We start from the raw sequence: 24,134 nt of genomic DNA, 5'->3' as shown, positions 1-24,134 counted from the left end.
GTCAAACCATCACCCAAGCTGTCGTGACCGAAGCGCCGGTTGCCGACCGGCATCGCACTCTCAAGGGCCCGCCTGACAGCCCGTCGACCAGGAAGCGCCCCAGCTCGTCAGTGGGCAGTGCAACCCGGCGACTGTCGCCGTACTCGAGTGAGCAGTCCACTGGCGCGGTACCGATCACCTGACCGATCAGGGTCAGCTCGTCGCCGTCCTGTACGACCTCCAGCTCGACCTGGAGCTCACCACTGTCGAAGGAGAGGAGGCGATCCTGACCGGCGTCCGCGGCTCCTCGTCGTACCAGCTCGAACTCCAGCTCCGCCTCGGTCGCCGAGGAGTCGGCAACCAAGACGGCCAGCTCGCTGTCGAGGTCGCGGGTGCTGATCGCTGCCCGAGCCGCGGCAGCGACGTGCTCCGGTACGGGGTCCAGCTCGCCGGCGAGCCGGCTGAGTTGGGCCATCAGCTCGTCGTCGTCATCGAAGGCGCTCATGACACGGCCAGCTTTCGAAGGTTGGCTAGGCAGCGCTGCCGGGACGGCCCGATGCTGCCGACCGGCATGTCCAGGGCCGCGGCGACCTCGGCGTACGGGGGTGGTGGATCTGCCATCAGTACTCGCAGGAGTGCCTGGCAACGCGGCTTCAGCAAGCGGAACGCCCGCCACAGCGCCGAATCCTGCTCCGTCTTGAGCAGACCGGCATCGAGTGGAGCGGCGTCGTCGTCCGGCAGGCTGTCCCAGTCGGAATCGGTCGGCGTCGGCACCTTGCGGCGGAGGATCGCGAGGCACTCCCGGCGTACGGTCGTGGCCAGCCAGCTGCCCAGGTGTTCCGGATCGCGCACGGTGTCCAGGCGCTCGACCAGCCGCAGCCAGGTCGTCTGGACCGCGTCGGCGGCGTCGTCGCTGCCGAGTCGCATGCTGCGGGCCACCGACCACAAGAGGTTGGTGTACCGCGCTGTCAGCGCGTTCCAGGCCGCTTGGTCAGTCGCCTGGGCTCGCTTGACGAGCTCGGCAGTACTGACATCTCGCAGCAGATCCATCGCAAAAGACTCCGGTTCTTCTCGGCCCCGCCAACCGCTCAGTCATTGTCGCGGTTGGGACGGACGCCGTCCATGTTCGGTCTGTTCTGCCTCAGAGGAGGCGGCCGGCGACCCACAGATACCGAAGTCGCCGAAAATATCCGGGAATCGGACGTATCAAGCGGGTATCCCGGCCCTCTTGTACAACAAGCCGGTGATCAGAAACGCGACCGGCACAGTGCCTTGGAGGGGGGAGGCGCGACTCCGCGGTGGCATCAGGGGGCCACCGCACCCCTGCGGTGGCGTTGGAGGGTGCGCCACCGCGGGGCACGAGTCGTTACGCTCGCGCCCACGCAACCAGTCCAGGCCTTCTTGCGACTCACGAAGTACAGGCGGTGGCCACACCACCACCGGCATCCCCGCCACATCCACCACCCCAGCCATCCCCGCCGAGACCGTCTCGCGGGTTGCCGAGTGGGCCCTCGGCAACGACCTCGAAGTCGTCGAACACGCCACCGAGGTCTCCTTCAGCGGGTCACTACTTCTGGTAGAGGGCTTCTACGTCGGCTTCGTGCTTCTTCATGACGATGTGGCGGCGCAGCGAGAGTTTCAGGGAGAGTTCGCCGTTCTCCTGGGTCCAGTCCTCCTGCAGGATGCTGAACTTCTTGATGCCTTCGGCCTTGGAGACGGCGGTGTTGGCGTCGTCGATGGCGGTCTGGATCTCGGCGATCAGGTCCTTGTCGTCCACCAGGACCGACATGTCGTTCGGCTTGCCGTGCTTGTCGGCCCAGGCCGGGATGGTCTCCGGGTCGATCGTGACGAGGGCGGCGATGAACGGCTTGCCGTCGCCGACGACCATGCACTGGCTGACCAGCGGGTGCAGCCGGATCCGGTCCTCCAGCACCGCGGGGGCAACGTTCTTGCCGCCCGCCGTCACCAGGATCTCCTTCTTCCGCCCGGTGATCTTGATGAACCCGTCGGCGTCGAACTCACCCAGGTCGCCGGTGTGGAACCACCCGTCGGCATCGATCGCCGCGGCCGTCGCCTCGTCGTTCTTCCAGTAGCCGAGCATGACCTGCCCGCCCTTGAAGAGCAGCTCACCGTCGTCAGCGACACCGACCGTCACGCCGGGCAGCGGCTTGCCGACGGTCCCGATCCGGATGTCGTCGGGCAGGTTCACGGCCAGCGCGGCGGTCGTCTCGGTCAGCCCGTAGCCCTCCAGCACCGGTACGCCGATACCGCGGAAGAAATGGCCGAGCCGGTTACCCAGCGGCGCCCCACCCGAGACCGCGTACTCGGCCCGCCCGCCGAGCACGGCCCGCAGCTTGCCGTACACGAGCTTGTCGTACAGCGCGTGCCTGGCCTTCAGCCCGAAGCCGGCGCCACCCTTGTCCTGGGCCTCCGAGTACGCGATCGCCGTCTCGGCAGCGGCGTCGAAGATCTTGCCCCGGCCGGCCGAGTGCGCGGTCTGCGACGCGGTGTTGAACACCTTCTCGAACACCCGCGGCACGCTCAGGATGAAGGTCGGCTTGAACTCGCCGAGGTCCGGCACCAGGTTCTTCACGTCGGCGGTGTGCGCGACCTTGACCCGCATCAGCACGCAGCCGACCTGGATGATCCGGGCGAACACGTGCGCCAGCGGCAGGAAGAGCAGTGTGGAGGCGCCTTCCAGCTTGAACAGGGCGGGCAGCATCTTCGTGGCGGTGCCCAGCTCGTCCATGAAGTTGCCGTGGCTGAGCTTGCAGCCCTTCGGCCGCCCGGTCGTACCGGAGGTGTAGATCAGCGTCGCGAGATCGCCGGGGACCACGGCCGTACGCCGCTTGTCCAGCTCGGCGTCGCTGACCTGCTGCCCGAGGACCGTGAGCTGGTCGACGGCGCCCGACTCGATCTGCCAGACCTCCTGCAGGGCGGGCGCCTCGGCCCGGGCGGACTCGACGACGACCCCGTGTGCCGGGTTCTCGACGATCGCCACGACCGCTTCGGAGTCGGTCAGGATCCACTGGATCTGCGACGCAGACGAGGTCTCGTAGATCGGCACGGTGGCCGCGCCGATGCTCCAGATCGCGTAGTCGATCAGGGTCCACTCGTACCGCGTGGCGCTCAGCAGGGCGACCCGGTCGCCGTGCTTGACCCCGGCCGCGATCAGGCCCTTCGCGACCGCGCCCACCTGCTGCGCGAACTCCGCGGCGGTGATGTCCAGCCAGCCGCCACCCTCGACCCGTCGACTGAACACCGCGGTGTCAGGATGGGACGACGCGTTCGCCCAGACGGGATCGCTCAAGCTGCCGGTGGTCGGCGGCTCGATGACAGCAGGGGTGGTGAACTCACGCATCCGCGTCTCCTCAGACGGTCACGAACGGACAACTCAATCGCACGCTACCGTCAACCTACCCACAAGTAGTCAGATCTGTGACTCACTGGACACCAGGATTCAGGCATGCCGGCGCTAGACATAAGTTGCGACGATCTCCTCGTCGCCGAACCAGCCTACGTTGCCCAGCGCCTCGGCGCGGACACCCTGTGGAAACAGTGGTGGCCGGACCTGATCCTGACCCCGTCCGAGCGGCGCGGCCTGGAGGGCGTGCGCTGGGCGGTGACCGGGGACGGCATCGGTACGGCGGAGTGGTGGCTGGAGCCGGTGCGAGACGGAGTGATCGTCCACTGGTACCTCCGGATCGACCCGGTCAAGGCGGTCGGCGGCCGCCGGCTGGCCAAACTGCGGGAGCGCTACGTCGCGCGGTACCGGACCAACATCTGGCGGCTGAAGGACGAACTCGAGCAGGGCCGCGCCGCGGGTGAGGGCAGGGAGCAGTCCGAACCCGCGATAGTCTCATCGCTGGACCCCGGGGGCGCGCGAGCGACCTCGGATCAGTCCTGGCAGAACCCGTCCCGGCAGCGAAGAGGTGAATCGATGGCAGAGCAGACCACCTCGACCATCGTCGTGAACGCGACCCCGAAGGCGATCATGGCGGTGATCGCGGACTTCGAGGCGTACCCGGAGTGGGCCGACTCGATGCGGGAGACGCAGGTGCTGTCCACGGACGAGGCCGGCCGGCCCAAGCAGGTCCGGTTCAAGGTGGATGCCGGGGCGATCTCGGACGAGTACACGCTGGACTATGTCTGGTCCCGCAACGAGGTCACCTGGACGCTCGTCCAGGCCAAGATGGTGAAGGGCATGGACGGTTCGTACGTCCTGCGCGACCTGGGCGACCAGGGCACCGAGGTGACGTACCGGCTCGCCGTCGACGTGGCGATCCCGATGATCGGCCTGCTCAAGCGCAAGGCCGAAAAGGTCATCATCGACACAGCCCTGAAGGGGCTCAAGAAGCGCGTCGAGTCCTGATCCAGTGACCCGGATACTGCTTTACACGGGTAAAGGTGGCGTGGGGAAGACCACCTCGGCCGCCGGTACTGCCACGCTCGCCGCGTTGCGCGGGCTGCGCACGTTGGTGCTGTCGACGGATGCCGCGCACTCGTTGTCGGACGCGTTCGACAGTGAGGTGGGCGGCGAGCCGACCGAGATCGACAACCTGCTGTTCGTCCAGCAGATCGACGCGCAGCGCCGGTTCGAGCGGTCCTGGGGTGACATCCAGGCGTACCTGCGCTCGGTGCTGAACGTGATCGGCGTCGACCCGATCGAGGCCGAGGAGCTGACCGTGCTGCCGGGGGCCGAGGAGGTGCTCGCGCTGCTCGAGGTGCGCGACCACGTCCGGTCCGGCCGCTGGGACGTGATCGTCGTCGACTGCGCGCCGACCGCCGAGACGCTGCGGCTGCTCGCGCTGCCGGACGCCCTGACCTGGTACCTGGGCCGCATCTTCAACGCCGAGCGCAAGGTCGTCCGCGCCTTCCGGCCCTTGCTCAGCAGGGCTTCCGGCCTGCCGATGCCCGACGACACCGTCTTCGACGCCCTGCGCCGGCTGCAGAACGACCTGGCCGACATCCGCACCTTGCTGACCGGCCCCGACGCTTCAGTGCGGCTGGTACTGACCCCTGAAGCCGTCGTCGTCGCCGAAGCCCGACGCTCGCTCACCACCCTGTCCCTGTTCGGTTATCGCGTCGACGGCGTCATCGCGAACCGGGTCTTCCCGGCGGCCGGCGCCGACAACTGGCGACGCCAGTGGGTCGCGGCGCAGCGCGGCATCCTCGACGACGTCGCCGACTCGTTCCGCCCGCTGCCGATCTGGGAGTCGCCGTACCGTGCGTGCGAGCCGGTCGGGGTGGAGGAGCTCGCGGCGTTCGCGGTCGAGATGTACGGCAAGGACGATCCGTTCACCCGGGCGACCGACGAGACCTCGCTGTGGGTGGATCGGCACATCGACACCGACGGGCGGACGTACACGCTGACCATGCCGCTGCCGCTCGCCTCGGCCAGCGACCTGGAGCTGGCCCGGCATGGGGACGAACTGATCATCACCGTCGGCTCGTACCGGCGTGTACTTCCGCTGCCTGCCGCGCTGGCGCGTGGAGTTGTCGCGGGCGCTCGGCTGGATGACGGCCGGCTGCAAGTGCGCTTCGCGCCGCGTGAACCGTTGCCGCGGGCCGTCGATCTGCCGCCCGCGATCGGGTCGCTCGACTCCGTCGAGGCGCTGGCGCAGGAGATTCGCGAGCAGATGAGCCAGCAGTTCGGCAACGAGCCGACGGCAATCTCGGAGGGCACCAGATGAGCAAGGAGCCCGTCGGCTCGGTCGCTGAAGAGGCAGCCAAGCTGTTCGCGGTACTTCAGCAGGCCGCCCGGCATGACCAGCAGGAGACTCCGAAAGCCGAAGAGCCAGCAGCAGAAGAGCACCAGCACGGTACTTCGCGCAGTGGGCCTGAGTGCCAGTGGTGTCCGCTGTGCCAGCTGATCGCGAAGGTGCGGACGACCAGCCCGGAGACGATCGAGCAGCTGTCGACGGCGGCGGCCGGGGTGCTCGGATCGGTACGGTCGCTGCTGGAAGCTGCCGCGGAGGCCGCGCGGCAGGCCCGGGAGGACGCAGAGTCGCGGACCGCCAAGGCGCAGGAACCCGAACGGCCCGCCCGGTCCCGCGTGGACCGGATCGACGTGAGTGAGGACCCCGAACCATGGGATTGAGCATCGGCATCGATGTCGGCGGCACCAAGATCGCCGCGGGCATCGTCGACGCGGACGGCGTCATCGGCGCGCGGACCCATCGCGACACCCCGGCCGACTCGGTCGACGCGACCGCCGCTGCGATCATCGACGCGGCCGCTGAGCTGATCAGGGACCATCAGGTCGACTGTGTCGGCATCGGCGCGGCCGGGTTCGTGTCGTCGGACCGGTCGACCGTGCTGTTCGCGCCGAACCTCGCCTGGCGGGACGAGCCGCTCGGCGCGCGGGTGGCTGCCGCGCTCAAGGTCCCGGTGGTGGTCGAGAACGACGCCAACGCGGCCGCCTGGGGTGAGTTCGCCTTCGGGGCGGCGAAGGATGTCGAGCACATGGTGTGCATAACCGTCGGTACCGGGATCGGTGGCGGCGTGGTGATCGACGGCGAGTTGCTGCGAGGCGCTCATGGCGTCGCGGCGGAGCTTGGGCACATGCGCGTCGTACCGGGCGGGCATCGGTGTGGCTGTGGGGCTCGTGGGTGCTGGGAGCAGTACGCGTCGGGGCGGGCTCTGGTCCGCGAAGGGCGTGCGCAGGCGGAGTCCGGTTCGCTGGCGGCGGCGCAGATGCTGAGCGTGTGTGGGATCACTGACCCGGCTCTGCTGACCGGCCCGATGATCACCGTGGCGGCGGCTGCCGGTGATCCGTGCGCCGTCGAACTGCTCGACGACCTCGGGCGCTGGCTGGGCGAGGGGCTGGCGAGTATCGCGACGCTGTTCGACCCGAGCACGATCGTGATCGGCGGTGGCGTGAGCGCGGCCAAGGAGTTGCTGGTGAAGTCGGCGCAGGTCGCCTTCGAGAAGAACCTGCCGGCCAAGGCGAACCGCCCGCACCCGGCCTTCGGCCTCGCCGAACTCGGCAACGACGCCGGCCTGATCGGCGCCGCCGACCTGGCCCGCAAACCGGCTCCCGCCCCGGAGAAGCAGCGTTGAGTTCACTGTCGATAGGTAGGCTTGCTGTGGAATCCGGGGGATTCATCAGGAGGGTCGAGCGATGGCTCTGACGCAGGCGCTGACGATCGGGATCGACATCGGTGGCACCAAGGTGGCTGCCGGAGTGGTCGACCCGGAGGGCAACATCCTGGACCGGTTGCGCCGGGACACGCCCACCAAGGACCCGCGCGAGACCGAGGACGCGATCGCCGAGATCGTGCACGACCTCGAGTCGCGGCACGACGTGATCGCGGTCGGGATCGGCGCGGCCGGCTTCGTCGACGGGACGCGTTCGTCCGTACTGTTCGCCCCGCACCTGGCCTGGCGGCACGAGCCGTTGCGCGACGCCGTCGAGCGTCGCCTCGGGCTGCCGGTGGTAGTCGAGAACGACGCCAACGCGGCCGCCTGGTCGGAGTGGCGGTTCGGTGGCGGCCAGGGGGAGAGTCATCTGGTCTGCGTCACGCTCGGTACCGGTATCGGCGGCGCGATCCTCAACGACGGTGCTCTGCAGCGCGGCAAGTTCGGTATCGCGGGCGAGTTCGGGCACATGCAGGTCGTACCGGGCGGGCACCGCTGCGAGTGCGGCAACCGTGGCTGCTGGGAGCAGTACGCCTCCGGCAACGCGTTGACGCGTGAGGCTCGCGAGCTGGCGCTGTCCGGTTCGCCGGTCGCGCACAACCTGCTGCGGGCGGCCGACGGCGACCCGCGCAAGATCAACGGTCCGATGGTCACCGCGCTCGCCAAGGACGGCGATCCGGTTGCTGTCGAGTTGCTGGAGGATGTCGGCCGCTGGCTCGGCATCGGACTGGCCAACCTGGCCGCTGCGCTCGACCCCGGTACGTTCGTGATCGGTGGCGGCGTGTCGGACGCGGGGGAGTTGTTGCTGGCGCCGGCGCGGGAGGCGTTCAAGCGGACGCTGACCGGGCGCGGGTTCCGGCCCGAGGCACGGATCGTGCGCGCGGTACTCGGCCCTGAAGCCGGCATGGTCGGTGCTGCCGACCTGGCCCGCGAAGAGGCAACCTGGCTGCGCCGGGTCCGAGTCAAGACGACCGCAGTCACAGCCAAGACGGCCGCCGCCCGCGGCGCCCGCTCAACCCGCCTCGAACGAGCCGCCCGCAAGTCAGTCGGCCGCCGTACCGGCATGCGCACAGCCGAGCCCTTGAAAGAACCGGCCCCCGCCGAACTGAACGGCGACACCGAGGCATGACGGACGGCCTTGAGCCGGTTGCCGCGAGCAATGAAAAGGACGCGGCCGGTCCGGCGATGCGGGTGCTTTCGTACAACGTGCATCGGTGGGGCGATGACCGGGACGCGCTGGCTCGGGTGGTGCGGGCCTGCAAACCCGACGTCATGCTGGTTCAGGAAGCTCCGACCTGGTGGGGCACCCGGCGCAAGCGCGAGGCGATGGCGGCGAGCTTCGGCCTCCGGTACATCGCGGCCTCGGCGCGCAACGCGATCTTGGTTGCTGATGGCATCGACCTCGCGGATCCCTTGCACTGGAGGGTCTGGCGGCCGTTCGTCCGCCGGCGCTTCCGCTTCATCGCGACCCAGCTCCCCGGCGGATCGGTCGGCGGCCGGACCACCCTCGGCGGAGTCGACCTGGCCCTGGTGGTCTGTCACCTCGGCCTGCACATCCGTGGCCGGCAACACGAGCTAGAGCAGGTACTACGCGGCTGCAAGTCCTTCAACCTGCCTTACCTCCTGGTCGGCGACCTCAACGAAGAGCCAGGCGGCCCCGTCTGGAACCGCCTCGCCGCCGAGGGCCTGACCGACCTGGGCATCAACGCCGGCAACACCTTCCACTCCGACAACCCGGTCAAACGCATCGACGGCGCCCACCTCTCCCCAGGCCTGTCAGGCCGAGTGATCCCCCTCGACTCCATCGAAGGCGTCACCCGCGCCGACCTGGCCGCCGCCTCCGACCACCTCCCGATGCTGATTGAGCTCACCCTTCCGCTTGGCTAAAAGCTTTTGTGCATTGCGGTGGCGGTCGGCAGGATGGCGGGATGAGCGAGCAGAAGCGACCGGTGGCCTTGGTGACGGGTGTGGGGCGGCGGGTTGGCATCGGTGCCGGGCTCGCGGAGCGGCTGGCGGCGACTGGATGGGATGTCGCGTTCACGTACTACTCCGGGTACGACGACCGGATGCCCTGGGGCCAGGACACGGCCGCCCGCGACGAGATCACCGGCGTACTGGCCGGTCACGGGGCACGCGTCTTCTCGGTCGAGGGCGACTTCGAGGATCCCGGAGTGCCGGCCGAGGTGTTGCGCGCGACCAATGAGGCGCTTGGTCCGGTACAGGCGCTCGTGATGGCGCATTGCGAGTCGGTGAACAGCGGCATCCTCGACACCACGATCGAGAGCTTCGACCGGCACTTCGCGGTCAACGCCCGGGCGGTCTGGCTGCTCATCAAGGCCTTCGCCGAGCAGTACTCCGCGCCGTACGGCGACGGCAGGATCATCGCGTTGACCAGCGATCACACGGCCGGCAACCTGCCGTACGGAGCGAGCAAGGGCGCCCTCGACCGGATCACGCTGGCCGCGGCGCGGGAGCTGACCGACCTCGGCATCACCGCCAACGTGATCAACCCCGGCCCGATCGACACCGGCTGGATGACACCGGAAATGGTCGAGCGGTTCGCCGCCGAGAACCCGATCAAGCGACCGGGGCAGCCGCGCGACACCGCCAACCTGGTCGCCTTCCTGTGCTCGCCGGAGGGCGGCTGGATCAACGCACAACTCCTGCACAGCAACGGCGGCTTCCAGTAACCTCGCCAGCACCCCGCACCCCGCACCCCGCACCCCGCACCCCGCACCCCGCACCCCGCACCCCGCACGCCGGCGGTGGGACAGGTGGGTTAGTTCTTCTTGCGGTTCAGGAAAGCGAGCATTGCTTCTTGGGCCGCGGGGGAGCCGAAGAGACTGGCGGACAGCTCGGCCAGGTCGGTGCCTCGGGCATCGATGTCGGCGAGGAGTTCCCGGTTGAGGAGTTTCTTGGACTCGCGCAGGCCCTGGGGGGCGCCTTTGAGGAGCGACTTGAGGGTTTCGGCGAGGGCGTAGTCGACCTCCGCGTCGGGGACCGACTGCGTAACCAGGCCGAGGTCGGCTGCCTTGACGCCGTCGAAGCTGTCGCCGGTGAGGTAGGTGAGGGAGGCAGCCCGATCCGTCAGACGAGGGATCACCGTCAGCGAGATCGTCGCAGCCGCCAGCCCGAGCCGTACTTCGGTGAGGGCGAAGGTCGCGCTGTGCCCCGCGATACTGATGTCCGACGCGGCTACGATGCCGATGCCGCCGGCCCGCACCGGCCCGGCGACGCGAGTGATGATCGGCTTGGAGTTGGCGACGATCGCACGCTGGACGTCGACCATCCGCTGCGCGCCGACCTTCATCCCGACCGACGTCGCCTCGGACAGGTCCGCCCCGGAGCAGAACACATCCAGCGCAGACCGGATCACGATCACCCGGACAGCGTCATCCCCGTCGGCCGTCTCCAGGTGAGCCAGCAGCTCGCCGGTCAGCTGCTGGGAGAGCGCGTTCTTGTTGTCCGGCGAGTCCAGCGTGATCGTCGCGACGCCGTCGACAACCGCCAGGTGCACGAGTTCCGTCATGGACCCATCCTGCCTGCTCAACCCAGATAGAGGCAGAACGGATGGCCATCTGGGTCGAGCATCACACGGACGTTGTCCTGCGGCTGGAACTCCGGCAGCTCCGCACCGCACTCGACAGCATGCGCGACCGCCGCGTCGAGCGAGTCCACCTCCAGGTCGAGATGAAGCTGCATCTGCGGCTTGCCCTCCTCAGCCGGCCAGACCGGGCGTTCGTACAGATCCTCGCGCTGGAAAGCCAGGTTGTAGCCCGCCTCCTCCGACGGCGCGAGGCTGACGAAGTCGGAGTCGTCATCGGAGGGATACAGAGTCCACCCGAGCAGGCGCTGGTAGAAGTCGGCCAGCGCCTTCGGGTCGGGGGAGTTGAGTACCACACCGAACCAGTGAGCCTTCGTCCTGAGTGCCATGGATCCACCATGGCACCCACCACCGACAAAGTCAGTTGGCGTCGGCGTACGCCGGGGAGAGCTCGCGGGCGAGGTGTTCGATGAAGAGGCCGACGTCGGTGACGATGCCGCGGGCCTGCGCCGAGCCGCGGTCGGCGAGCTTGGTGACGGTGGCGGGGTTGATGTCGACGCAGGTGAGCGGTACGGACGCGGGCAGGATGTTGCCGGTGGCAACTGAGTGCAGCATGGTGGCGGCCATCAGGCAGTAGCCGACGCCTTCGAGTTCGGCGCGCATCGCTCGCTGGCCGGCCAGTACGTCGGTGTAGACGTCCGGCAGCGGGCCGTCGTCGCGGACCGAGCCGACCAGGACGAACTTGTTGCCCTTCTTGACCAGCGCGTGCATCACGCCCGAGGTCAGTACGCCGGACTCGACGGCCGCGGCGATCGAGCCGGCCTTGCGGATCGTGTTGATCGCGCGGATGTGGTGCTCGTGCCCGTGCTCGACCCCGCGGCCGCGAGCCAGGTCGACGCCGAGCGACGTACCGTACAAGGACGACTCGATGTCGTGCGTGGCGAGCGCGTTGCCGGCGAACATGACGTCGACGAAACCGGCCTCGACGATCGCGACCATGGCCGGCGCGGCGCCGGTGTGGACGATGCCGGGGCCGCCGACCCAAAGCACCTTGAGCCCAGCCGCTTTCGCCTCGCGCATGCCCTCGGCGACCTGCTTGACCAGGACGCCCTGCGGCTTCTCGCTGGACACGTCCGACTCCATGAAGCCGAACGACTCCTCGCTGCTCGCGACGATCGGGGGAGTGACCTTGACGCCCTGGGCGCTGGAGATGATCCGCATGCCGGCCTTCACCTCGGACATCGGGATGGTCCGGACGTCCTCGCCCTCGACCAGCAGGCCGCAGTCCATCTCGGGGTTGCGGACCGGGACCCAGTGGCCGTTCAGCCGGACGCTGGTCGGCAGGTTCGTGGTCGAGTAGAACCCGTCCGGGAAGACGCCGTCCTGGAGTACTTCGGAGATCTCCGGCGTACCGGGGTTGACCAGGTTGGCGCCCTTGGTCTGGATCCGCATCAGCAGCCGCTGGAGCGCTTCCTCGTCCTCCGCGCCGACGGTCATCCGGACGGTGGACGGGTCGTCCTTGTCGTACCCGAGGTCGAACTTGTCCAGCGTGTACTCGCCGCCGTACCCGCGGATGTCGTCGAGGACCCGGGACAGCAACCCGGTATCCATCAGGTGACCGGTGATCTCGACCGTCTCGGTGACCTGCACGGGTGCCTCCCCTTTTCGTCCCAGCTCATCTCGTCGGATTGTCCGACGATCTGCAGCCTAACGGCTAGACGACGGCGCCATCGTCCGGGGTGTCCTCGGGTGGCAGCCGGTCCTTCATCCGGATCACCAGGGTGAGGAATCCGCCGATGAATCCGACCACCGCGAGGGTGGTGATCCGGCCGGTGCCGAAGTCGAGCAGCGCGGCCAGGATCAGCAGCAGCGGCCCGCCGATCAGCCCGAGCCAGGCGGCTCTGCTGATCCAGTCCAGCTTCGGGCCCTTGGGCGGCTCCGGCGGTACGAAGTGCTCGGTATGGTCCTCACGCCGACGGGCGGGCGGCTCCTCCGGCGGATCCTCGTCGGTGTCCCCGACGATCAACCCGGCCGGTACGTCGATGAGCGGCTCGTACGACCCCTCGTCCACATCCTCGCTGGCGGGCCACCGCGGCACCGGAGTCGCGTCATGCCCCTCCGCCGACGGCAAGTTGAACTGCTCCACCAAAGACGCCCACTCAGCATCCTCAGTACTCCGAGCAATCACCCCCCGAGCCTTAACCTCGGCCTCAGCATCAACAAAAATCTCCTCGAACCCCACCGGAATCCGCGCCGGAGGAACTTCGTCAGCTTTCGCGGGCGCCGGCGCGGCTGTCTCGGAGACGGCAGCGCTCTCCGGCTTGGTACCGGCCTCGGCGTCTGCTTCAGCCGATTCCTTCGGTACGTCGTCCGCCGGCGCGACCCCGCCCGGAGCCTCGCAGTACGCCGCGATGCCGGCTTCTGCCAGGGCCTTGAGGACTGGTTCGGCCAGTTGAGGGTCTATGCCGCCCATGGAGGTGTAGGCGGGTGCGGTCAGGCCGTTGTCACGCATTGGCGGTGATCCGAGCGATGAAGGTGGTGGTGTCGGCGAAGATGCGGGGTGCGTCGTTGTCCAGAGTGGCCACGTGGTAGCTGTCCTCGAGCAGGGTTTCGGTCACGTCGCGGGACGAGATCGCCGCCAGGATCGCCCGGCCCGAGCTCGGTTCCACGACATGGTCGACAGTACTGCGGAAAAGCAGCACCGGCTGGGTGACCTTGGCCAGGTCCGTCCGGGTGAGCGTCCAGAGCTGCGACAGCGAGTGGAGCGCGCGCAGCGGCAGCCGGGAGTAGGCGCCCTCGTCGACGCCGGGCTTCTTGATGTCGTTCGAGATGCCGGGGAAGGACCCTGTGAGCCGCTGCAGCACCGGGAGCAACACGAGCCGCTTGTCGTCGGTACGGACGGATGGGTTGACCAGGATCACACCCGAGATGTCCGCCCCGTGCTGCTCGGCGAGCCGTAACACCAGGCAACCGCCCATCGACAGCCCGCCCACGAACACCTGGTCATGCTCCTTGCGCAGCCGCTCCAGCTCGTTGTCGAGTACGGCGTACCAGTCCTGCCAGCGAGTGGTGTTCATCTCCTGCCAGCTCGTACCGTGCCCAGGCAGCCGCGGTACCGCGACCCCGTAGCCCTCGGCCGCCAGGTGCTCAGCGAACGGCCGCATCGACTTCGGCGAGCCGGTGAAGCCGTGGCTCAGCAGCACCCCGGTCGCGGCGTTCACACCGGACCCTGGGCTGCGGAACTCCTCCGCGTGAGCTTGCACTGCCACGGGTACTCCTCGACGGGTCGCATGGATCCAACAGATGCCAATGGTCGCAGCCACAGGGCCACCCGCCCACCCCGGCACGGGTGTCGTCAATCAGTCGTGACCGACGTCGCACCCAGTCTGCAACCACAGGACAACACAGAGTGCAACCCGCCTATTCCTGGCGGTCACGTTGCTTGTAGAGGATGGTGGAACGTAGGCTCTCGGCCGAGTGACGGAGGTGAAGGCGTTGCTGTACCTGTTCCTCAGGCGGTTTTTCGTCGGACCGATTGCGAAGCTCCTCTTCCGTCCCAGGGTCGAGGGGCTGGAGAACATTCCCTCGACCGGGCCGGCGCTGCTGGTCAGCAACCACCTGGCGTTCACCGATTCGGTGTTCCTGCCGGTCGCGGTGCCACGCCAGATCATCTTCCCGGCCAAGTCGGAGTACTTCACCGCGCCCGGGCTGAAGGGCCGCCTGATGGCGACCTTCTTCCGCTCGATCGGCCAGATCCCGATCGACCGCTCCGGTGGGCGCGCCTCGCTGGCCGCGCTGAACACCGGGCTGGAGATCCTCGCCAAAGGTGAGCTGTTCGGCATCTACCCCGAGGGCACCCGCTCGCCCGACGGCCGGCTCTACAAGGGCAAGACCGGCGTGGCCCGGATGGCGATCGTGGCCGGCGTACCGGTCATCCCGGTGGCGATGATCGACACCGAGAAGCTGAATCCGCCCGGCTCGGTCTGGCCGAAGTTCCTGATCCGCGAGCCTGGCCGTCGGCTGCCCAGGCTCATCCGCCCCGGCGTGTCGATCGGCAAACCGCTCGACTTCTCCCGGTACGAGGGAATGGAGCGCGACCGGTTCGTGCTGCGCTCGGTCACCGACGAGATCATGTACGCCCTGATGGAGCTGTCCGGCCAGGAGTACGTCGACATGTACGCCGAGAAGGCCAAGGAACTCATCAAGGCCGGCGAGTCGGTCGACGACCACATCAAGCCCCGCCTCGGCGACACCAAGGCCTCCTGACCGCACTCGATGGAGAGCGAACTCAACGTCCTGGGCGAGGTGCTCCAGGAATGCGGCACCGACCCGGTCACCGGCTTCTTCCGCGACGGCTGCTGCACCACCGGCCCCGAGGACCTCGGCAGCCACACGGTCTGCGCCGTGATGACCTCCGAGTTCCTGACCCATCAGGCGTCCGTCGGCAACGATCTGTCCACCCCACGCCCCGAGTTCAACTTCGCCGGCCTCCGCCCCGGCGACCGCTGGTGCGTCGTCGCGGCCCGCTGGCTCCAGGCGTACCACGCCGGCGCCGCGGCTCCCGTAGTACTGGCTTCCACCCATGCTCGGTCCCTCGACACCATCCCGCTGAGCGTGCTGCGGGAGCACGCGGTCGACGTCCCACCAGACCTCAGCTCACTGGGCTAACCGGGGAGGTTTCTCGCCCGGGTTGGGGAAGATGTTGCCCCCGGATCGGGGTATCCGCCTCCCCGGCCCCGGACAGGTTCCTCCCCAAGTGCACAGGTGGGGGAGCAGGGGCGAGGGGTGCCGGTCCAGCCGCGCTGATGCAAGGCGGTCACCACTTGCGCTGCGGTTTCGCAGGGGTGGCTGACCAACTGGTACCCGAATCGCAGGGTGAGCTTCCCGCTTGTCGCAGCGGCGTTGTCCCGGCTCATGTCACGCCAGCGGGACAGCGCATCGGAATGGCCAAGCCGGCCGTCGACCTCGACGATCACGCCGTACGGCGAATACTCGACGTCGCGAAAGACGACTCGCTTCGAGGACAGGTCCGGGGCAGCGGTCGTAAACCCGGTCGAGGCCGAGCCGGCAGTTGTCACGGCTCGGACCTGGCGGTCGGCAACGGGCAGGCCGTGAGCGCGCTCGACCCGGCGCAGATAGACCTGTTCGAGGAACGACTGCACACCGTCCGCTGCGTCGAGCAGGATCTGCCGGATCACATCTCGCCTGGGCAACTGCCCCAGCGTCTCCAGCTCAGCCAGCAGCCGTTGAGGGGTCGTCCGGCGCTGGCGACAGGCGTCCAGGAGCATCGCTGCTTGCCGTGCCGTCTCTCGTTCCCCGCTCGCGGTCGTCAGCAGGGCGATCTCCAGCCGTACGGTCGGTGGCTTGCGAGTGGGGTTCAACCGCGAATCGAACTCGCGCCAGCGGGCCACGAGAATCTTTGCCCGACGATCGACGCGACGCGCGTGCGGCACGGCCAGGTGGATCGGGTCGTCGTGATCCCAGTCGCCCTCCATCCCGTAGTACCGGAGCGCCGTCTTGCCGGTCAGGGCAGCCTCCGGCCCGCAGGCGAGCCAGGCAGCCCACATTCTGGTTTCCCACGGCAACGGACCGGTGAAGTCGACGTACACGCCGTGATGCACCCGCTGCAGTTGCCGCGCCCGGCACCTCCGTTGAAGCACCTTGTCGGTGATCCCGTGCTCCAACGCCTGTGCCCGGCTGAAGGCTCCCTTCTGTCTCCGCCGCAACTCCACGAACAACCGAACCGACTCATCACCCCCACCCATCAGCGCCGCTGGCGCCGACCCCTGCTGATCGATATCCACACAGACAAGATGCCCTCACTTCCTCGCCCGGAGCCTCCCTTCCCGTTACCCTGTGGACAACCCGGTCCGAGGAGGATTTTGGCCAGGGCTGGGGCGGATCTTGCCCCCGAATCGGGGTATTTGCCTCCCCAAATGCGCCAGATCGGTGGGACGCCGCAGAGGTGGTGAGCCGGACGGCGGGCGGAGGGCAGTACCGGCTGGGTGAGACGGGCGGGCGAGGGGTGAGATGGCTGGAATAGGCTGGGGGCATGCAATTTGCGACGTTGAGTGCGGGGGAAGTGCCTGGGGTTCCGACTCTCGAGGAGCTGCGGGCGCTGAAGCCCCTGCAGCAGCCCGAGTGGCCGGACCAGGTCGCGTTGAACGACGTCATCAGGCAGCTCCGGACGTTGCCGCCGCTGGTGTTCGCGGGTGAGTGTGACGACCTGACGACCAAGATCGGCGCGGTCGCGCGCGGTGAGGCCTTCCTGCTGCAGGGGGGTGACTGCGCGGAGACGTTCGACGGGGTTACTGCCGAGAACATCCGGGCCAAGCTCCGGGTGCTGCTGCAGATGTCGGTCGTGCTCCAGTACGCCGCGAGCGTGCCGGTCGTGAAGGTCGGGCGGATCGCCGGGCAGTACGCGAAGCCGCGCAGCTCCGGTGACGAGACGCGCGACGGCGTGACGCTGCCGTCGTACCGGGGTGACGCGGTCAACGGGCTGGAGTTCACCGAGAAGTCGCGGATCCCGGACCCGGAGCGGCTGCGTGGCGTCTACAACGCGGCCGCCGCGACGCTGAACCTGACCCGCGCGTTCACCACGGGTGGGTACGCCGACCTGCACCAGGTACACGCCTGGAACACCGACTTCGTGAAGTCCTCGCCGGTCGGGCAGCGCTACGAGCAGCTGGCCGGTGAGATCGAGCGGGCGCTGGCCTTCATGCGCGCCTGCGGGGCGACCGCCGACGAGTTCAAGACGGTCGACTTCTACGCCTCGCACGAGGCGCTCATCCTCGAGTACGAACACGCCCTGACCCGGATCGACTCGCGGACCGAGCTGCCGTACGACGTGTCCGGGCACCTGCTCTGGGTGGGGGAGCGGACTCGTCAGCTGGACGGCGCGCACGTGGAGTTCCTGTCCACGCTGAGCAATCCGCTCGGCGTCAAGATCGGGCCGACCACGACCCCGGAGTACATCCGCGCACTGATCGACAAGCTGAACCCGAAGGGCATCGAGGGCCGGCTGACCTTCATCACCCGGATGGGCGCGGGCAAGATCCGCGACGGGCTGCCGCCGCTGCTGGAGGCGGTCCGCGACCACGGCTCGCCGATCGCGTGGGTGTGCGACCCGATGCACGGCAACACCTACGAGACGCCGAACGGCTACAAGACCCGCAACTTCGACGACGTCATCGACGAGGTCCAGGGATTCTTCGACGCGCACGAACAGGTCGGTACCTGGCCGGGCGGCATGCACATCGAGCTCACCGGCGACGACGTCACCGAGTGCCTCGGCGGCGGCGAGGAATTGGTCGCCGAGGACCTCGTCAACCGGTACGAGACCGCCTGCGACCCGCGCCTCAACCGTCATCAGTCCCTCGAACTCGCCTTCCTCGTGGCCGAACGCCTACGAGGTGCACGAGCATGATCGATCTACGGTCGGACACCGTCACCAAGCCTTCTGCGGGCATGCTGGCGGCGATGACAAGTGCGCCTGTCGGCGACGATGTGTACGGCGAAGACCCGACAGTCACCGAACTTGAAGAAGCTGTCGCGGACCTGCTCGGGCATGAGGCCGGGCTGTTCACGGTGACCGGGTCGCTGGCGAACATCCTCGGCGTCCGGGCGCTCGTCGCGCCGGGCTCCGAGGTGCTCTGTGAGGCGAGCGCCCACATCGCCCGCGCCGAGCTGGGCGCGCATGCGGCAATCAGCGGCGTCACCACCCGCACCTGGAGCGCCCCGGCCGGCCAGATCGACCTGGAGCAGATCCGTACCCTGATCGCCCCCGACCTCGGCCCGTACTTCGTCCAGACGGCAGCCGTCTCCGTCGAGAACACCCACAACTTCGGCGGCGGCGCCATCCAGCGCTCGTACGACGCCCTGGCCGACGAGCTCGACTCCATCGGCATGCCCCTCCACCTCGACGGCGCCCGGCTCTGGAACGCGTCCGTCGCCTCGGGCGTCTCGCTGAAGTCCTACGCCTCTCGAGCAGCCGCCGCCAGCGTCTGCCTCAGCAAAGGCCTTGGCGCTCCCGTCGGCTCGGTCCTGGTCGGCTCGGCCGAGCTGGTCAAGGAGGCACGCGTATGGCGCAAACGCCTTGGCGCAGGCTGGCGCCAAGCCGGCGTACTGGCCGCCGCCGGCCTCTACGCGATCAACAACAATGTCGAGCGCCTGGCCGAAGACCACGCCAACGCCCGCCAGATCGCCGAGATCCTCGCCGACGCGGCGCCGGGTTCGGTCAAGCCCGACCAGGTCGACACCAACATCGTCGTCGCCGACCTCGCAGCCACCGGCAAGACGGTCGCCGAGGTCGTCGCGGGAGCCAAGGCGGAAGGCGTGCTGGTCGGCGGAGTAGGCGCCACCCAACTCCGCCTGGTCACCCACCTCGACGTCTCACCCGCCGACGTCCGCACGGCAGCGGAAACGATCGCCCGCATCATCAGCTAGCCGAGGCGGGATACTGGGGTGGAATGGCTGAGTCGACGGATCAGGATGCGGTCGCTCGGGTCTACGACCGGTATGCGGTTTCGGAGTACGAGCGTCTCGATCGCTCGTTGCTGAACCGGGCGGAGTTCGCGCTCACCGCCGACCTGCTGGACGAGTACGTCGTCAGGCCGGGCGCTGAGGTCCTCGACGCGGCCGCCGGCCCGGGCCGCTACGCCGAGTACCTCCTGGACAAGGGCTGTCGGGTAGGCCTGAGCGACCTGTCGGCGGAGTCTCTGCGGCTGTTCGAAGAGCGAGTACGGTCCGACGCGGTGCTGTTCTGCCGAACAGGCTCGGCGACAGATCTCGGCTGGCTGGCGCCGGAGTCGTTCGACGCGGTACTGCTGATGGGCCCGCTCTACCACCTCGTCACCCACGACGAACGGCTCGCGGCGCTGCGGGAGGCCCGGCGGGTATTGCGTCCGGGCGGCATCCTGGTCGCCGCCTACATCTCGCCGTACCGGAATCTCGTCGAGGCGGTCGAAGCGGGTGACCTGCGCGAGGTCGAGCGGCTGAGCGGCGGCGGACCGACGATGCACCTGGGCATGCAGCAGTACCGCGGCTGGCCGGGTGCCGCCCAGGAGGCGCTCAGCGAGGCCGGCTTCGAGGTACTGCGGACGCGGAATCTGCAGGGTCTCGCCGCTCGGCTGTCGCCCGAGACGATCGAAGGGCAGGAGCCCGAGGAGTTCTTCGCCATGCTCCGGGCGACCTGCGAACTGCCCGACCTGCTCGGCGCGACCTTGCACTTCGTCTGCGTCGCCCGCGTCGCGCAAAACCCCGCGAGATAGGCTTCGGGCGTCGGGTCACAGCATTCGGGGAGAGCCGTGCGAGAGATCGTCGTGTTCAGTGGCAGTGCCCATTCCAGCCTTGCTCAGCAGATCTGCACCGATCTCGGTGTGGAGCTGTCGCCGGTGGAGATCCACCGGTTCAGCAACGACTGCCTACAGGTCCAGTTGCAGGTGAACTGCCGCCAGCGCGATGTCTACATCGTCCAGCCGCTGGTACCGCCCACCCAGGAGCACCTGATGGAGTTGCTCCTGATGATCGACGCGGCCAGGGGTGCCTCGGCCGCGCAGATCACCGCCGTGATGCCGCACTACGCGTATGCGCGGTCGGACAAGAAGGACGCCTCGCGGATCTCGATCGGCGCCCGTCTTGTCGCGGACCTGCTCGTCGCGGCCGGCGTCGACCGGGTGCTGACGATGACGCTGCACGCGCCTCAGGTGCACGGGTTCTTCTCGGTGCCGGTCGACCACCTGACCGCGATCGGCGTACTGGCCGAGCACTTCCGCGGTACCGACCTCACCAACACCGTCGTCGTCAGCCCCGACCTGGGCAACGCGAAGACCGCGACCCAGTTCGCCCGGCTGCTCGGCCTGCCGGTCGCGGCGGGGAGCAAGCAGCGGTTGTCGGACGACCGGGTGGTGATCGACGCGATCGTCGGCGACGTGGCCGGCAAGAAGGCGATCATCCTCGACGACGAGATCGCCACCGGCGGCTCGATCATCGAGCTGCTCGACCGGTTGAAGGACCTCGGCTGTACGCAGGCCGCCGTCGCCACCACGCACGGACTGTTCGCCGGCAAGGCCGTCGAGCGGCTGCGCGCCCACCCGTCGATCACCGAGGTGATCAGCACCGACACGGTCCCACGGCCGGACGGCTTCCCCGAGCTGCAGGTCAGCTCGGTCTCCGGCCTGTTCGCCGAGGCGATCAAACGCATCCACGAGGGTGAGTCGGTCAGCAGCCTCTTCGACGGCGTCGACCCGACCCACGCACCACCGCAACCCAAGCTGCCCTTCTAGAAGTCCACTCGCATCACGTAGCGCCGCAATGTCGGGTGGCTGACTTCCTTGAAGCCGGCCTCCTCGAAGACGCTGTAGTGCCCCACGTGCAGCTCACCCCACGGCACGTCCTTGCCCGCCGCGGGCATCATCGGATACCCCTCCAACGCCCGGGCGCCACGCTCGCGGGCGTAGTCGATCGCCGCGTGAGCCATCCCGTAGCTGACCCCTCGCCGCCGATAGCCCGGTCGCGTGACGAAGCAGGTGATGACCCAGACCGAACCATCCTCCTTGTCCTCGTCGCGACCCTTCCACGGCACCGGCGTACGCCCGAACAGCCGCGGGTACGCCGTCCGCGGCTCAACCGCACACCATCCCACGGGCTCGTCCTCCAGATAGCCGACGAACCCGCTCGTCTGCCGGGCCCGCGGGTTGTCGCAGTTCGTCTGCTCCCGCATCAGCCCGGCGCGCTCAGGCTCGGTGGTGACCGCCCACATCCACCCGCGCGTCTTGAACCGCTGGCAATGACACTGCCCGGCGTCGCTGTCACCCAGGACGGTCTGCAGGTCCTGCCACGACGCCTCGTTCGCCGGCCGGAACGTGAGTTGGTCCGCAACGGAGTCGAGCGTCATCGCGGTGGCTCTTCACCGGTCAGCCCGTCCACCGTCTCGCGGATCAGGTCGGCGTGGCCGGCATGGCGGGCGTACTCCTCGATCAGGTCGATCAGGAGGCGCCGCAGCGTCGGTGTCTCGCCACGAGAGTTCTTGTACTGCGCCAAGTGGTCCAGCCCGCCTTCAGCCAGTGCTGCGGCGACGGCGGCCCGCGAGCGGTCGGCCGCAGCGTTCCAGAGTTTGTAGAGCTGCTCGGCCGGATCGTCCGCGGCCGAATGCCACTCCCAGTCTGGGTCGGCGTCCCAGTCGGCCGCATCCCAGGGCGCTCCCAGGTCCGCGCCGGTCAGTCGGTGCGTGAAGTACTCGTCCTCGCACAGTGCCAGGTGCTTCAGCAGCCCGCCCAGCGTCATCGTCGACGGCGGATGCGACTTGCGCAGGCCGGCGGAGTCCAGGCCGCCGCACTTCCAGGCGAAGATCGCGCGTTGCCGTTCGAGCGAGCCGAGCATGGTCTCGAGTTCGGTCCCCGCGATCGGCGCCTCGTGCGGGAGGTCGTAGTCAGTCATGATTCGGACGGTAATATCCAATGCGGACGTTCTGCTTCCGGGAAGGGAGGTTGACTGGTGATCGTGGACGAACTGAGCCCGACGGCCAAGGCGCTGATGGCGCTGGAGCTGATCCAGGACAACCCGGGAATCAGCGGTGAGCGCCTCGGTCAGCGGCTCGGCGTGACGGATCGCGCCGCCCGCCGGTACGTGGGGATCCTGCGCGAGGCCGGCATCCCGATCGAGTCCACCCCGGGCCGGTACGGCGGGTATCGCGTCGGCCGCGGGTTCCGGCTGCCACCGTTGATGTTCTCCACCGCCGAGGCGCTCGGGCTGATGATGGCCGCGCTCGAAGGCCATCATCGAGCGTCCGACCCGGAGGACCCGGCCGGCAGTGCGCTCAACAAGATCATCCGCGTACTACCGAAGCCGGTCGCCGAGCCCGCCGAGTCGATGCGCCGGATCGTCACCCCGCGACAAGCAGCCGAAGGCACCTACCCGGACCCGGAGACGACCGCAGCCCTGGTCCAAGCCTGTACCGCGGCCCGCCGGCTCCGCATCGGCTACAGCCGGGGAGAAGGCCGCGACCCGATCATGATGGACGTCGACCCGTGGGCCGTCTCCGTACGCCAGGGACTCTGGTACCTGCTCTGCTGGTCACACACCAAGGACGCCCAGCGAGTACTCCGCGTCGACCGCGTCACCACGACGGAGCTGCTGGACGACACCTTCGACCCGCCTGAGAACCTGAACCCCGTCACCGCCATCGAGGACCACTTCGCCCAGGGCTGGCGATATCCGATCGAGGTGGTGATCGACGCGCCACTCGGCGAGATCGTGCTGGCCCGCAAGCTCGGTCGGCTGGAACCGATCGACGCGACGCACACCCGGCTGATCGGAAGTACCGACGATCCGGACTGGTACGCCTACCGCCTCGCGTCGCTCGAAGCGACCTTTTCGGTGATCGGACCACCGGAGCTGCGCGAGGCACTCCACACCCTCGGCCAACGCATCCTCAAGGCTTCCGAGGGCTAGCCGAGCTCGAGGGTCGTCGTCGCGAAGATGCCGGGCTGGTCGACGTACGGCGGTGGGCCGCCGGCGTACATCCGGGCGCACTCGAAGGTCGGTGTGAGGCCCAGGCGTTCGGCCAGCTTGATCGCGGGCGCGTTGACATCCGGTACGTCGAGAGCGACCTCTTCACCTGGCTCCACCAGCCCGGCCAGCACGGCCTCCGCCACGCCCTCCGACGCCGAGTAGAACGGACCGATCCGAGTCCCCGAATCAGTCGGCCGCCGTACCCCGAACCCGACCAGTTCACCGTCGTCGAGCGCAGCCACCGACCGATGCCCAGGCAGACTCAGCCACAACGCAAGAAAACCCTCCCGCTCCGCCGGAAAAAACCGCCGATCATAATCAGCCACCTGCCGAAACGACACCGACCGCCCATCAATCAACTCAACCCCTGCTGGACCGCCGGCCCACCGACTGGAATCCGGGCTCGTGACGCTGCGCGTCACCTGGCCCCCAGATGCGGCGTGGCCGCGGCCTCCTCCAGCGCCTCCGCGACCATCACCTCCGACCCCACCGGCGCGACCATCGCCATCGCTTCCAGCGCCTCCGGCGCCACCACCGCGACCATCACCTCCGGTGCCACCTCCGCGACCAGCGCCTTCATCACGTCCACCCGCGCGGGCGAAGCCGGGGTGGGGGGTGCCTGAATAGCGGATGTGGTTGTGGGTGTGTTTGAAGCCGGATTTGCGGTAGTTGTCCTGTTGGTCGACGACGCCGTCGAGGCCGATCGTGCGCTCGGTGAGATGCGCGAGGACGGCCTGCCAGAGAGCGATCCCGTAGCCCTGGCCCCGCACCTCCGGCCGTGCGATGTAGAACCCGAGGAACCCGTAGTCCCGCCCATACCGAACGCCCGAGCAGCAAGCGATCGGCGAGCCGTCCACCCGGCCGACCAGGAAACCCGAGGGATCAGCAGCGCAAAATGCCAGCATGTCCGACCGTCCCGGATCCCATCCTTCGTCCGATGCCCACTGCCGCATCATCAAAA

Annotated in this window: 28 protein-coding genes and 1 pseudogene; 14 read left to right on the top strand and 15 right to left on the bottom strand. The window is 68.4% G+C overall.

Annotation, left to right across the window (positions count from 1 at the left end; all coding sequences use genetic code 11):
• Nucleotide 1: 1 nt before the first annotated feature.
• From ACIA12_RS11010 to ACIA12_RS10995, 4 genes are all read right to left on the bottom strand, one after another.
• Entirely contained in the window at nt 2–484 is a 483-nt protein-coding gene (locus ACIA12_RS11010) for a hypothetical protein (protein ID WP_396366740.1), read from the bottom strand.
• Nucleotides 481–1,029: an RNA polymerase sigma factor gene (locus ACIA12_RS11005; protein ID WP_396366739.1), complete on the bottom strand. Its 549-nt coding sequence runs from the start codon at nt 1,027–1,029 to the stop codon at nt 481–483. Before ACIA12_RS11005 ends, ACIA12_RS11010 begins: the two co-directional genes overlap by 4 nt.
• 358 nt (nt 1,030–1,387) lie before the next feature.
• Nucleotides 1,388–1,519, bottom strand: coding sequence for a hypothetical protein (locus tag ACIA12_RS11000; RefSeq protein ID WP_396366738.1), 132 nt, complete (start codon nt 1,517–1,519; stop codon nt 1,388–1,390).
• A gap of 27 nt (nt 1,520–1,546) precedes the next feature.
• Nucleotides 1,547–3,340 (bottom strand): AMP-dependent synthetase/ligase, encoded by a 1,794-nt coding sequence (locus ACIA12_RS10995; protein WP_396366737.1) that lies wholly within the window; start codon nt 3,338–3,340, stop codon nt 1,547–1,549.
• Between the two features lie 105 nt (nt 3,341–3,445).
• Between ACIA12_RS10995 and ACIA12_RS10990 the strand changes: the two genes are divergently transcribed.
• The 7 genes from ACIA12_RS10990 (at nt 3,446) to ACIA12_RS10960 (ending at nt 9,809) form a co-directional block, all read left to right on the top strand.
• Nucleotides 3,446–4,351: an SRPBCC family protein gene (locus ACIA12_RS10990; RefSeq protein ID WP_396366736.1), complete on the top strand. Its 906-nt coding sequence runs from the start codon at nt 3,446–3,448 to the stop codon at nt 4,349–4,351.
• 4 nt (nt 4,352–4,355) lie between these two features.
• Entirely contained in the window at nt 4,356–5,672 is a 1,317-nt protein-coding gene (locus ACIA12_RS10985; RefSeq protein ID WP_396366735.1) for an ArsA family ATPase, read from the top strand.
• Nucleotides 5,669–6,079 carry a hypothetical protein gene (locus tag ACIA12_RS10980; RefSeq protein WP_396366734.1) on the top strand — a complete coding sequence of 137 codons (411 nt, stop codon included), beginning with the start codon at nt 5,669–5,671 and terminating at the stop codon, nt 6,077–6,079. Before ACIA12_RS10985 ends, ACIA12_RS10980 begins: the two co-directional genes overlap by 4 nt.
• On the top strand, nt 6,070–7,041 hold the full coding sequence (locus tag ACIA12_RS10975) for an ROK family glucokinase (protein ID WP_396366733.1): 972 nt from the start codon (nt 6,070–6,072) through the stop codon (nt 7,039–7,041). Before ACIA12_RS10980 ends, ACIA12_RS10975 begins: the two co-directional genes overlap by 10 nt.
• A gap of 61 nt (nt 7,042–7,102) precedes the next feature.
• A complete protein-coding gene (locus tag ACIA12_RS10970) occupies nt 7,103–8,248 on the top strand; it encodes an ROK family glucokinase (RefSeq protein WP_396366732.1) in 1,146 nt (381 codons plus the stop codon).
• Nucleotides 8,245–9,006, top strand: coding sequence for an endonuclease/exonuclease/phosphatase family protein (locus ACIA12_RS10965; protein ID WP_396366731.1), 762 nt, complete (start codon nt 8,245–8,247; stop codon nt 9,004–9,006). Before ACIA12_RS10970 ends, ACIA12_RS10965 begins: the two co-directional genes overlap by 4 nt.
• A 41-nt stretch (nt 9,007–9,047) precedes the next feature.
• A complete protein-coding gene (locus tag ACIA12_RS10960; RefSeq protein WP_396366730.1) occupies nt 9,048–9,809 on the top strand; it encodes an SDR family oxidoreductase in 762 nt (253 codons plus the stop codon).
• An 89-nt stretch (nt 9,810–9,898) separates the two neighbouring features.
• Here ACIA12_RS10960 and ACIA12_RS10955 read toward each other — a convergent pair whose 3' ends face one another.
• The 5 genes from ACIA12_RS10955 to ACIA12_RS10935 all read right to left on the bottom strand — a co-directional run bounded on the left by ACIA12_RS10955 (nt 9,899) and on the right by ACIA12_RS10935 (nt 13,932).
• A complete protein-coding gene (locus ACIA12_RS10955) occupies nt 9,899–10,648 on the bottom strand; it encodes an enoyl-CoA hydratase-related protein (protein WP_396366729.1) in 750 nt (249 codons plus the stop codon).
• A 17-nt stretch (nt 10,649–10,665) separates the two neighbouring features.
• The gene (locus ACIA12_RS10950; protein WP_396366728.1) at nt 10,666–11,052 is read right to left on the bottom strand and encodes a VOC family protein; all 387 of its coding nucleotides are present in this window, start codon (nt 11,050–11,052) and stop codon (nt 10,666–10,668) included.
• Nucleotides 11,053–11,083: 31 nt separating this feature from the next.
• The gene (locus tag ACIA12_RS10945; RefSeq protein WP_396366727.1) at nt 11,084–12,313 is read right to left on the bottom strand and encodes a TIGR00300 family protein; all 1,230 of its coding nucleotides are present in this window, start codon (nt 12,311–12,313) and stop codon (nt 11,084–11,086) included.
• 64 nt (nt 12,314–12,377) lie between these two features.
• Nucleotides 12,378–13,175 (bottom strand): hypothetical protein, encoded by a 798-nt coding sequence (locus tag ACIA12_RS10940; protein WP_396366726.1) that lies wholly within the window; start codon nt 13,173–13,175, stop codon nt 12,378–12,380.
• Nucleotides 13,168–13,932 carry an alpha/beta hydrolase gene (locus tag ACIA12_RS10935; RefSeq protein WP_396366725.1) on the bottom strand — a complete coding sequence of 255 codons (765 nt, stop codon included), beginning with the start codon at nt 13,930–13,932 and terminating at the stop codon, nt 13,168–13,170. The genes ACIA12_RS10940 and ACIA12_RS10935 overlap by 8 nt, the downstream gene beginning before the upstream one ends.
• A gap of 208 nt (nt 13,933–14,140) precedes the next feature.
• Between ACIA12_RS10935 and ACIA12_RS10930 the strand changes: the two genes are divergently transcribed.
• The gene (locus ACIA12_RS10930) at nt 14,141–14,929 is read left to right on the top strand and encodes a lysophospholipid acyltransferase family protein (protein ID WP_363817497.1); all 789 of its coding nucleotides are present in this window, start codon (nt 14,141–14,143) and stop codon (nt 14,927–14,929) included.
• Between the two features lie 9 nt (nt 14,930–14,938).
• Nucleotides 14,939–15,331 carry a DUF2237 family protein gene (locus ACIA12_RS10925; protein WP_396366724.1) on the top strand — a complete coding sequence of 131 codons (393 nt, stop codon included), beginning with the start codon at nt 14,939–14,941 and terminating at the stop codon, nt 15,329–15,331.
• Here the strand turns inward: ACIA12_RS10925 and ACIA12_RS10920 are convergent.
• A complete protein-coding gene (locus ACIA12_RS10920) occupies nt 15,328–16,467 on the bottom strand; it encodes a type IV toxin-antitoxin system AbiEi family antitoxin domain-containing protein (protein ID WP_396366723.1) in 1,140 nt (379 codons plus the stop codon). The genes ACIA12_RS10925 and ACIA12_RS10920 overlap by 4 nt on opposite strands.
• 248 nt (nt 16,468–16,715) lie before the next feature.
• Here ACIA12_RS10920 and ACIA12_RS10915 point away from each other — a divergent pair, with 248 nt between their 5' ends.
• Genes ACIA12_RS10915 through ACIA12_RS10900 form a run of 4 tightly spaced genes read left to right on the top strand, consistent with a single transcriptional unit; the run spans nt 16,716 to nt 20,946 of the window.
• Nucleotides 16,716–18,089 carry a class II 3-deoxy-7-phosphoheptulonate synthase gene (locus ACIA12_RS10915; RefSeq protein ID WP_396366722.1) on the top strand — a complete coding sequence of 458 codons (1,374 nt, stop codon included), beginning with the start codon at nt 16,716–16,718 and terminating at the stop codon, nt 18,087–18,089.
• Nucleotides 18,086–19,108 carry a threonine aldolase family protein gene (locus tag ACIA12_RS10910; protein ID WP_396366721.1) on the top strand — a complete coding sequence of 341 codons (1,023 nt, stop codon included), beginning with the start codon at nt 18,086–18,088 and terminating at the stop codon, nt 19,106–19,108. The genes ACIA12_RS10915 and ACIA12_RS10910 overlap by 4 nt, the downstream gene beginning before the upstream one ends.
• Nucleotides 19,109–19,131: 23 nt before the next feature.
• Complete coding sequence (locus ACIA12_RS10905; RefSeq protein ID WP_396366720.1) at nt 19,132–19,932, top strand: class I SAM-dependent methyltransferase; 801 nt, start codon at nt 19,132–19,134, stop codon at nt 19,930–19,932.
• A gap of 36 nt (nt 19,933–19,968) precedes the next feature.
• Nucleotides 19,969–20,946, top strand: coding sequence for a ribose-phosphate diphosphokinase (locus ACIA12_RS10900; RefSeq protein ID WP_396366719.1), 978 nt, complete (start codon nt 19,969–19,971; stop codon nt 20,944–20,946).
• Here the strand turns inward: ACIA12_RS10900 and ACIA12_RS10895 are convergent.
• Entirely contained in the window at nt 20,943–21,557 is a 615-nt protein-coding gene (locus ACIA12_RS10895; protein ID WP_396366718.1) for a GNAT family N-acetyltransferase, read from the bottom strand. The genes ACIA12_RS10900 and ACIA12_RS10895 overlap by 4 nt on opposite strands.
• Nucleotides 21,554–22,099: a DUF664 domain-containing protein gene (locus ACIA12_RS10890; protein WP_396366717.1), complete on the bottom strand. Its 546-nt coding sequence runs from the start codon at nt 22,097–22,099 to the stop codon at nt 21,554–21,556. The genes ACIA12_RS10895 and ACIA12_RS10890 overlap by 4 nt, the downstream gene beginning before the upstream one ends.
• 57 nt (nt 22,100–22,156) lie before the next feature.
• Here ACIA12_RS10890 and ACIA12_RS10885 point away from each other — a divergent pair, with 57 nt between their 5' ends.
• Nucleotides 22,157–23,113, top strand: coding sequence for a helix-turn-helix transcriptional regulator (locus tag ACIA12_RS10885; RefSeq protein ID WP_396366716.1), 957 nt, complete (start codon nt 22,157–22,159; stop codon nt 23,111–23,113).
• Here the strand turns inward: ACIA12_RS10885 and ACIA12_RS10880 are convergent.
• The 3 genes and pseudogenes from ACIA12_RS10880 to ACIA12_RS10870 form a co-directional block, all read right to left on the bottom strand.
• Nucleotides 23,110–23,499, bottom strand: a complete 390-nt coding sequence (locus ACIA12_RS10880; protein ID WP_396367157.1) for a hypothetical protein — start codon at nt 23,497–23,499, stop codon at nt 23,110–23,112. The two genes, ACIA12_RS10885 and ACIA12_RS10880, sit on opposite strands and share 4 nt — an antisense overlap.
• A gap of 92 nt (nt 23,500–23,591) precedes the next feature.
• A complete protein-coding gene (locus ACIA12_RS10875; protein WP_396367166.1) occupies nt 23,592–23,753 on the bottom strand; it encodes a hypothetical protein in 162 nt (53 codons plus the stop codon).
• 127 nt (nt 23,754–23,880) lie between these two features.
• Nucleotides 23,881–24,126, bottom strand: a pseudogene (locus ACIA12_RS10870) (GNAT family N-acetyltransferase); the annotation flags it as partial.
• Between the last annotated feature and the right edge of the window lie 8 nt (nt 24,127–24,134).

Origin of the sequence: Kribbella sp. NPDC051620 (genome assembly GCF_044453825.1) — a bacterium.
Taxonomy (GTDB): Bacteria; Actinomycetota; Actinomycetes; order Propionibacteriales; family Kribbellaceae; genus Kribbella.
Note: the sequence above shows the minus strand (reverse complement) of the source record. Positions and strands in the feature narration are given on the sequence as shown.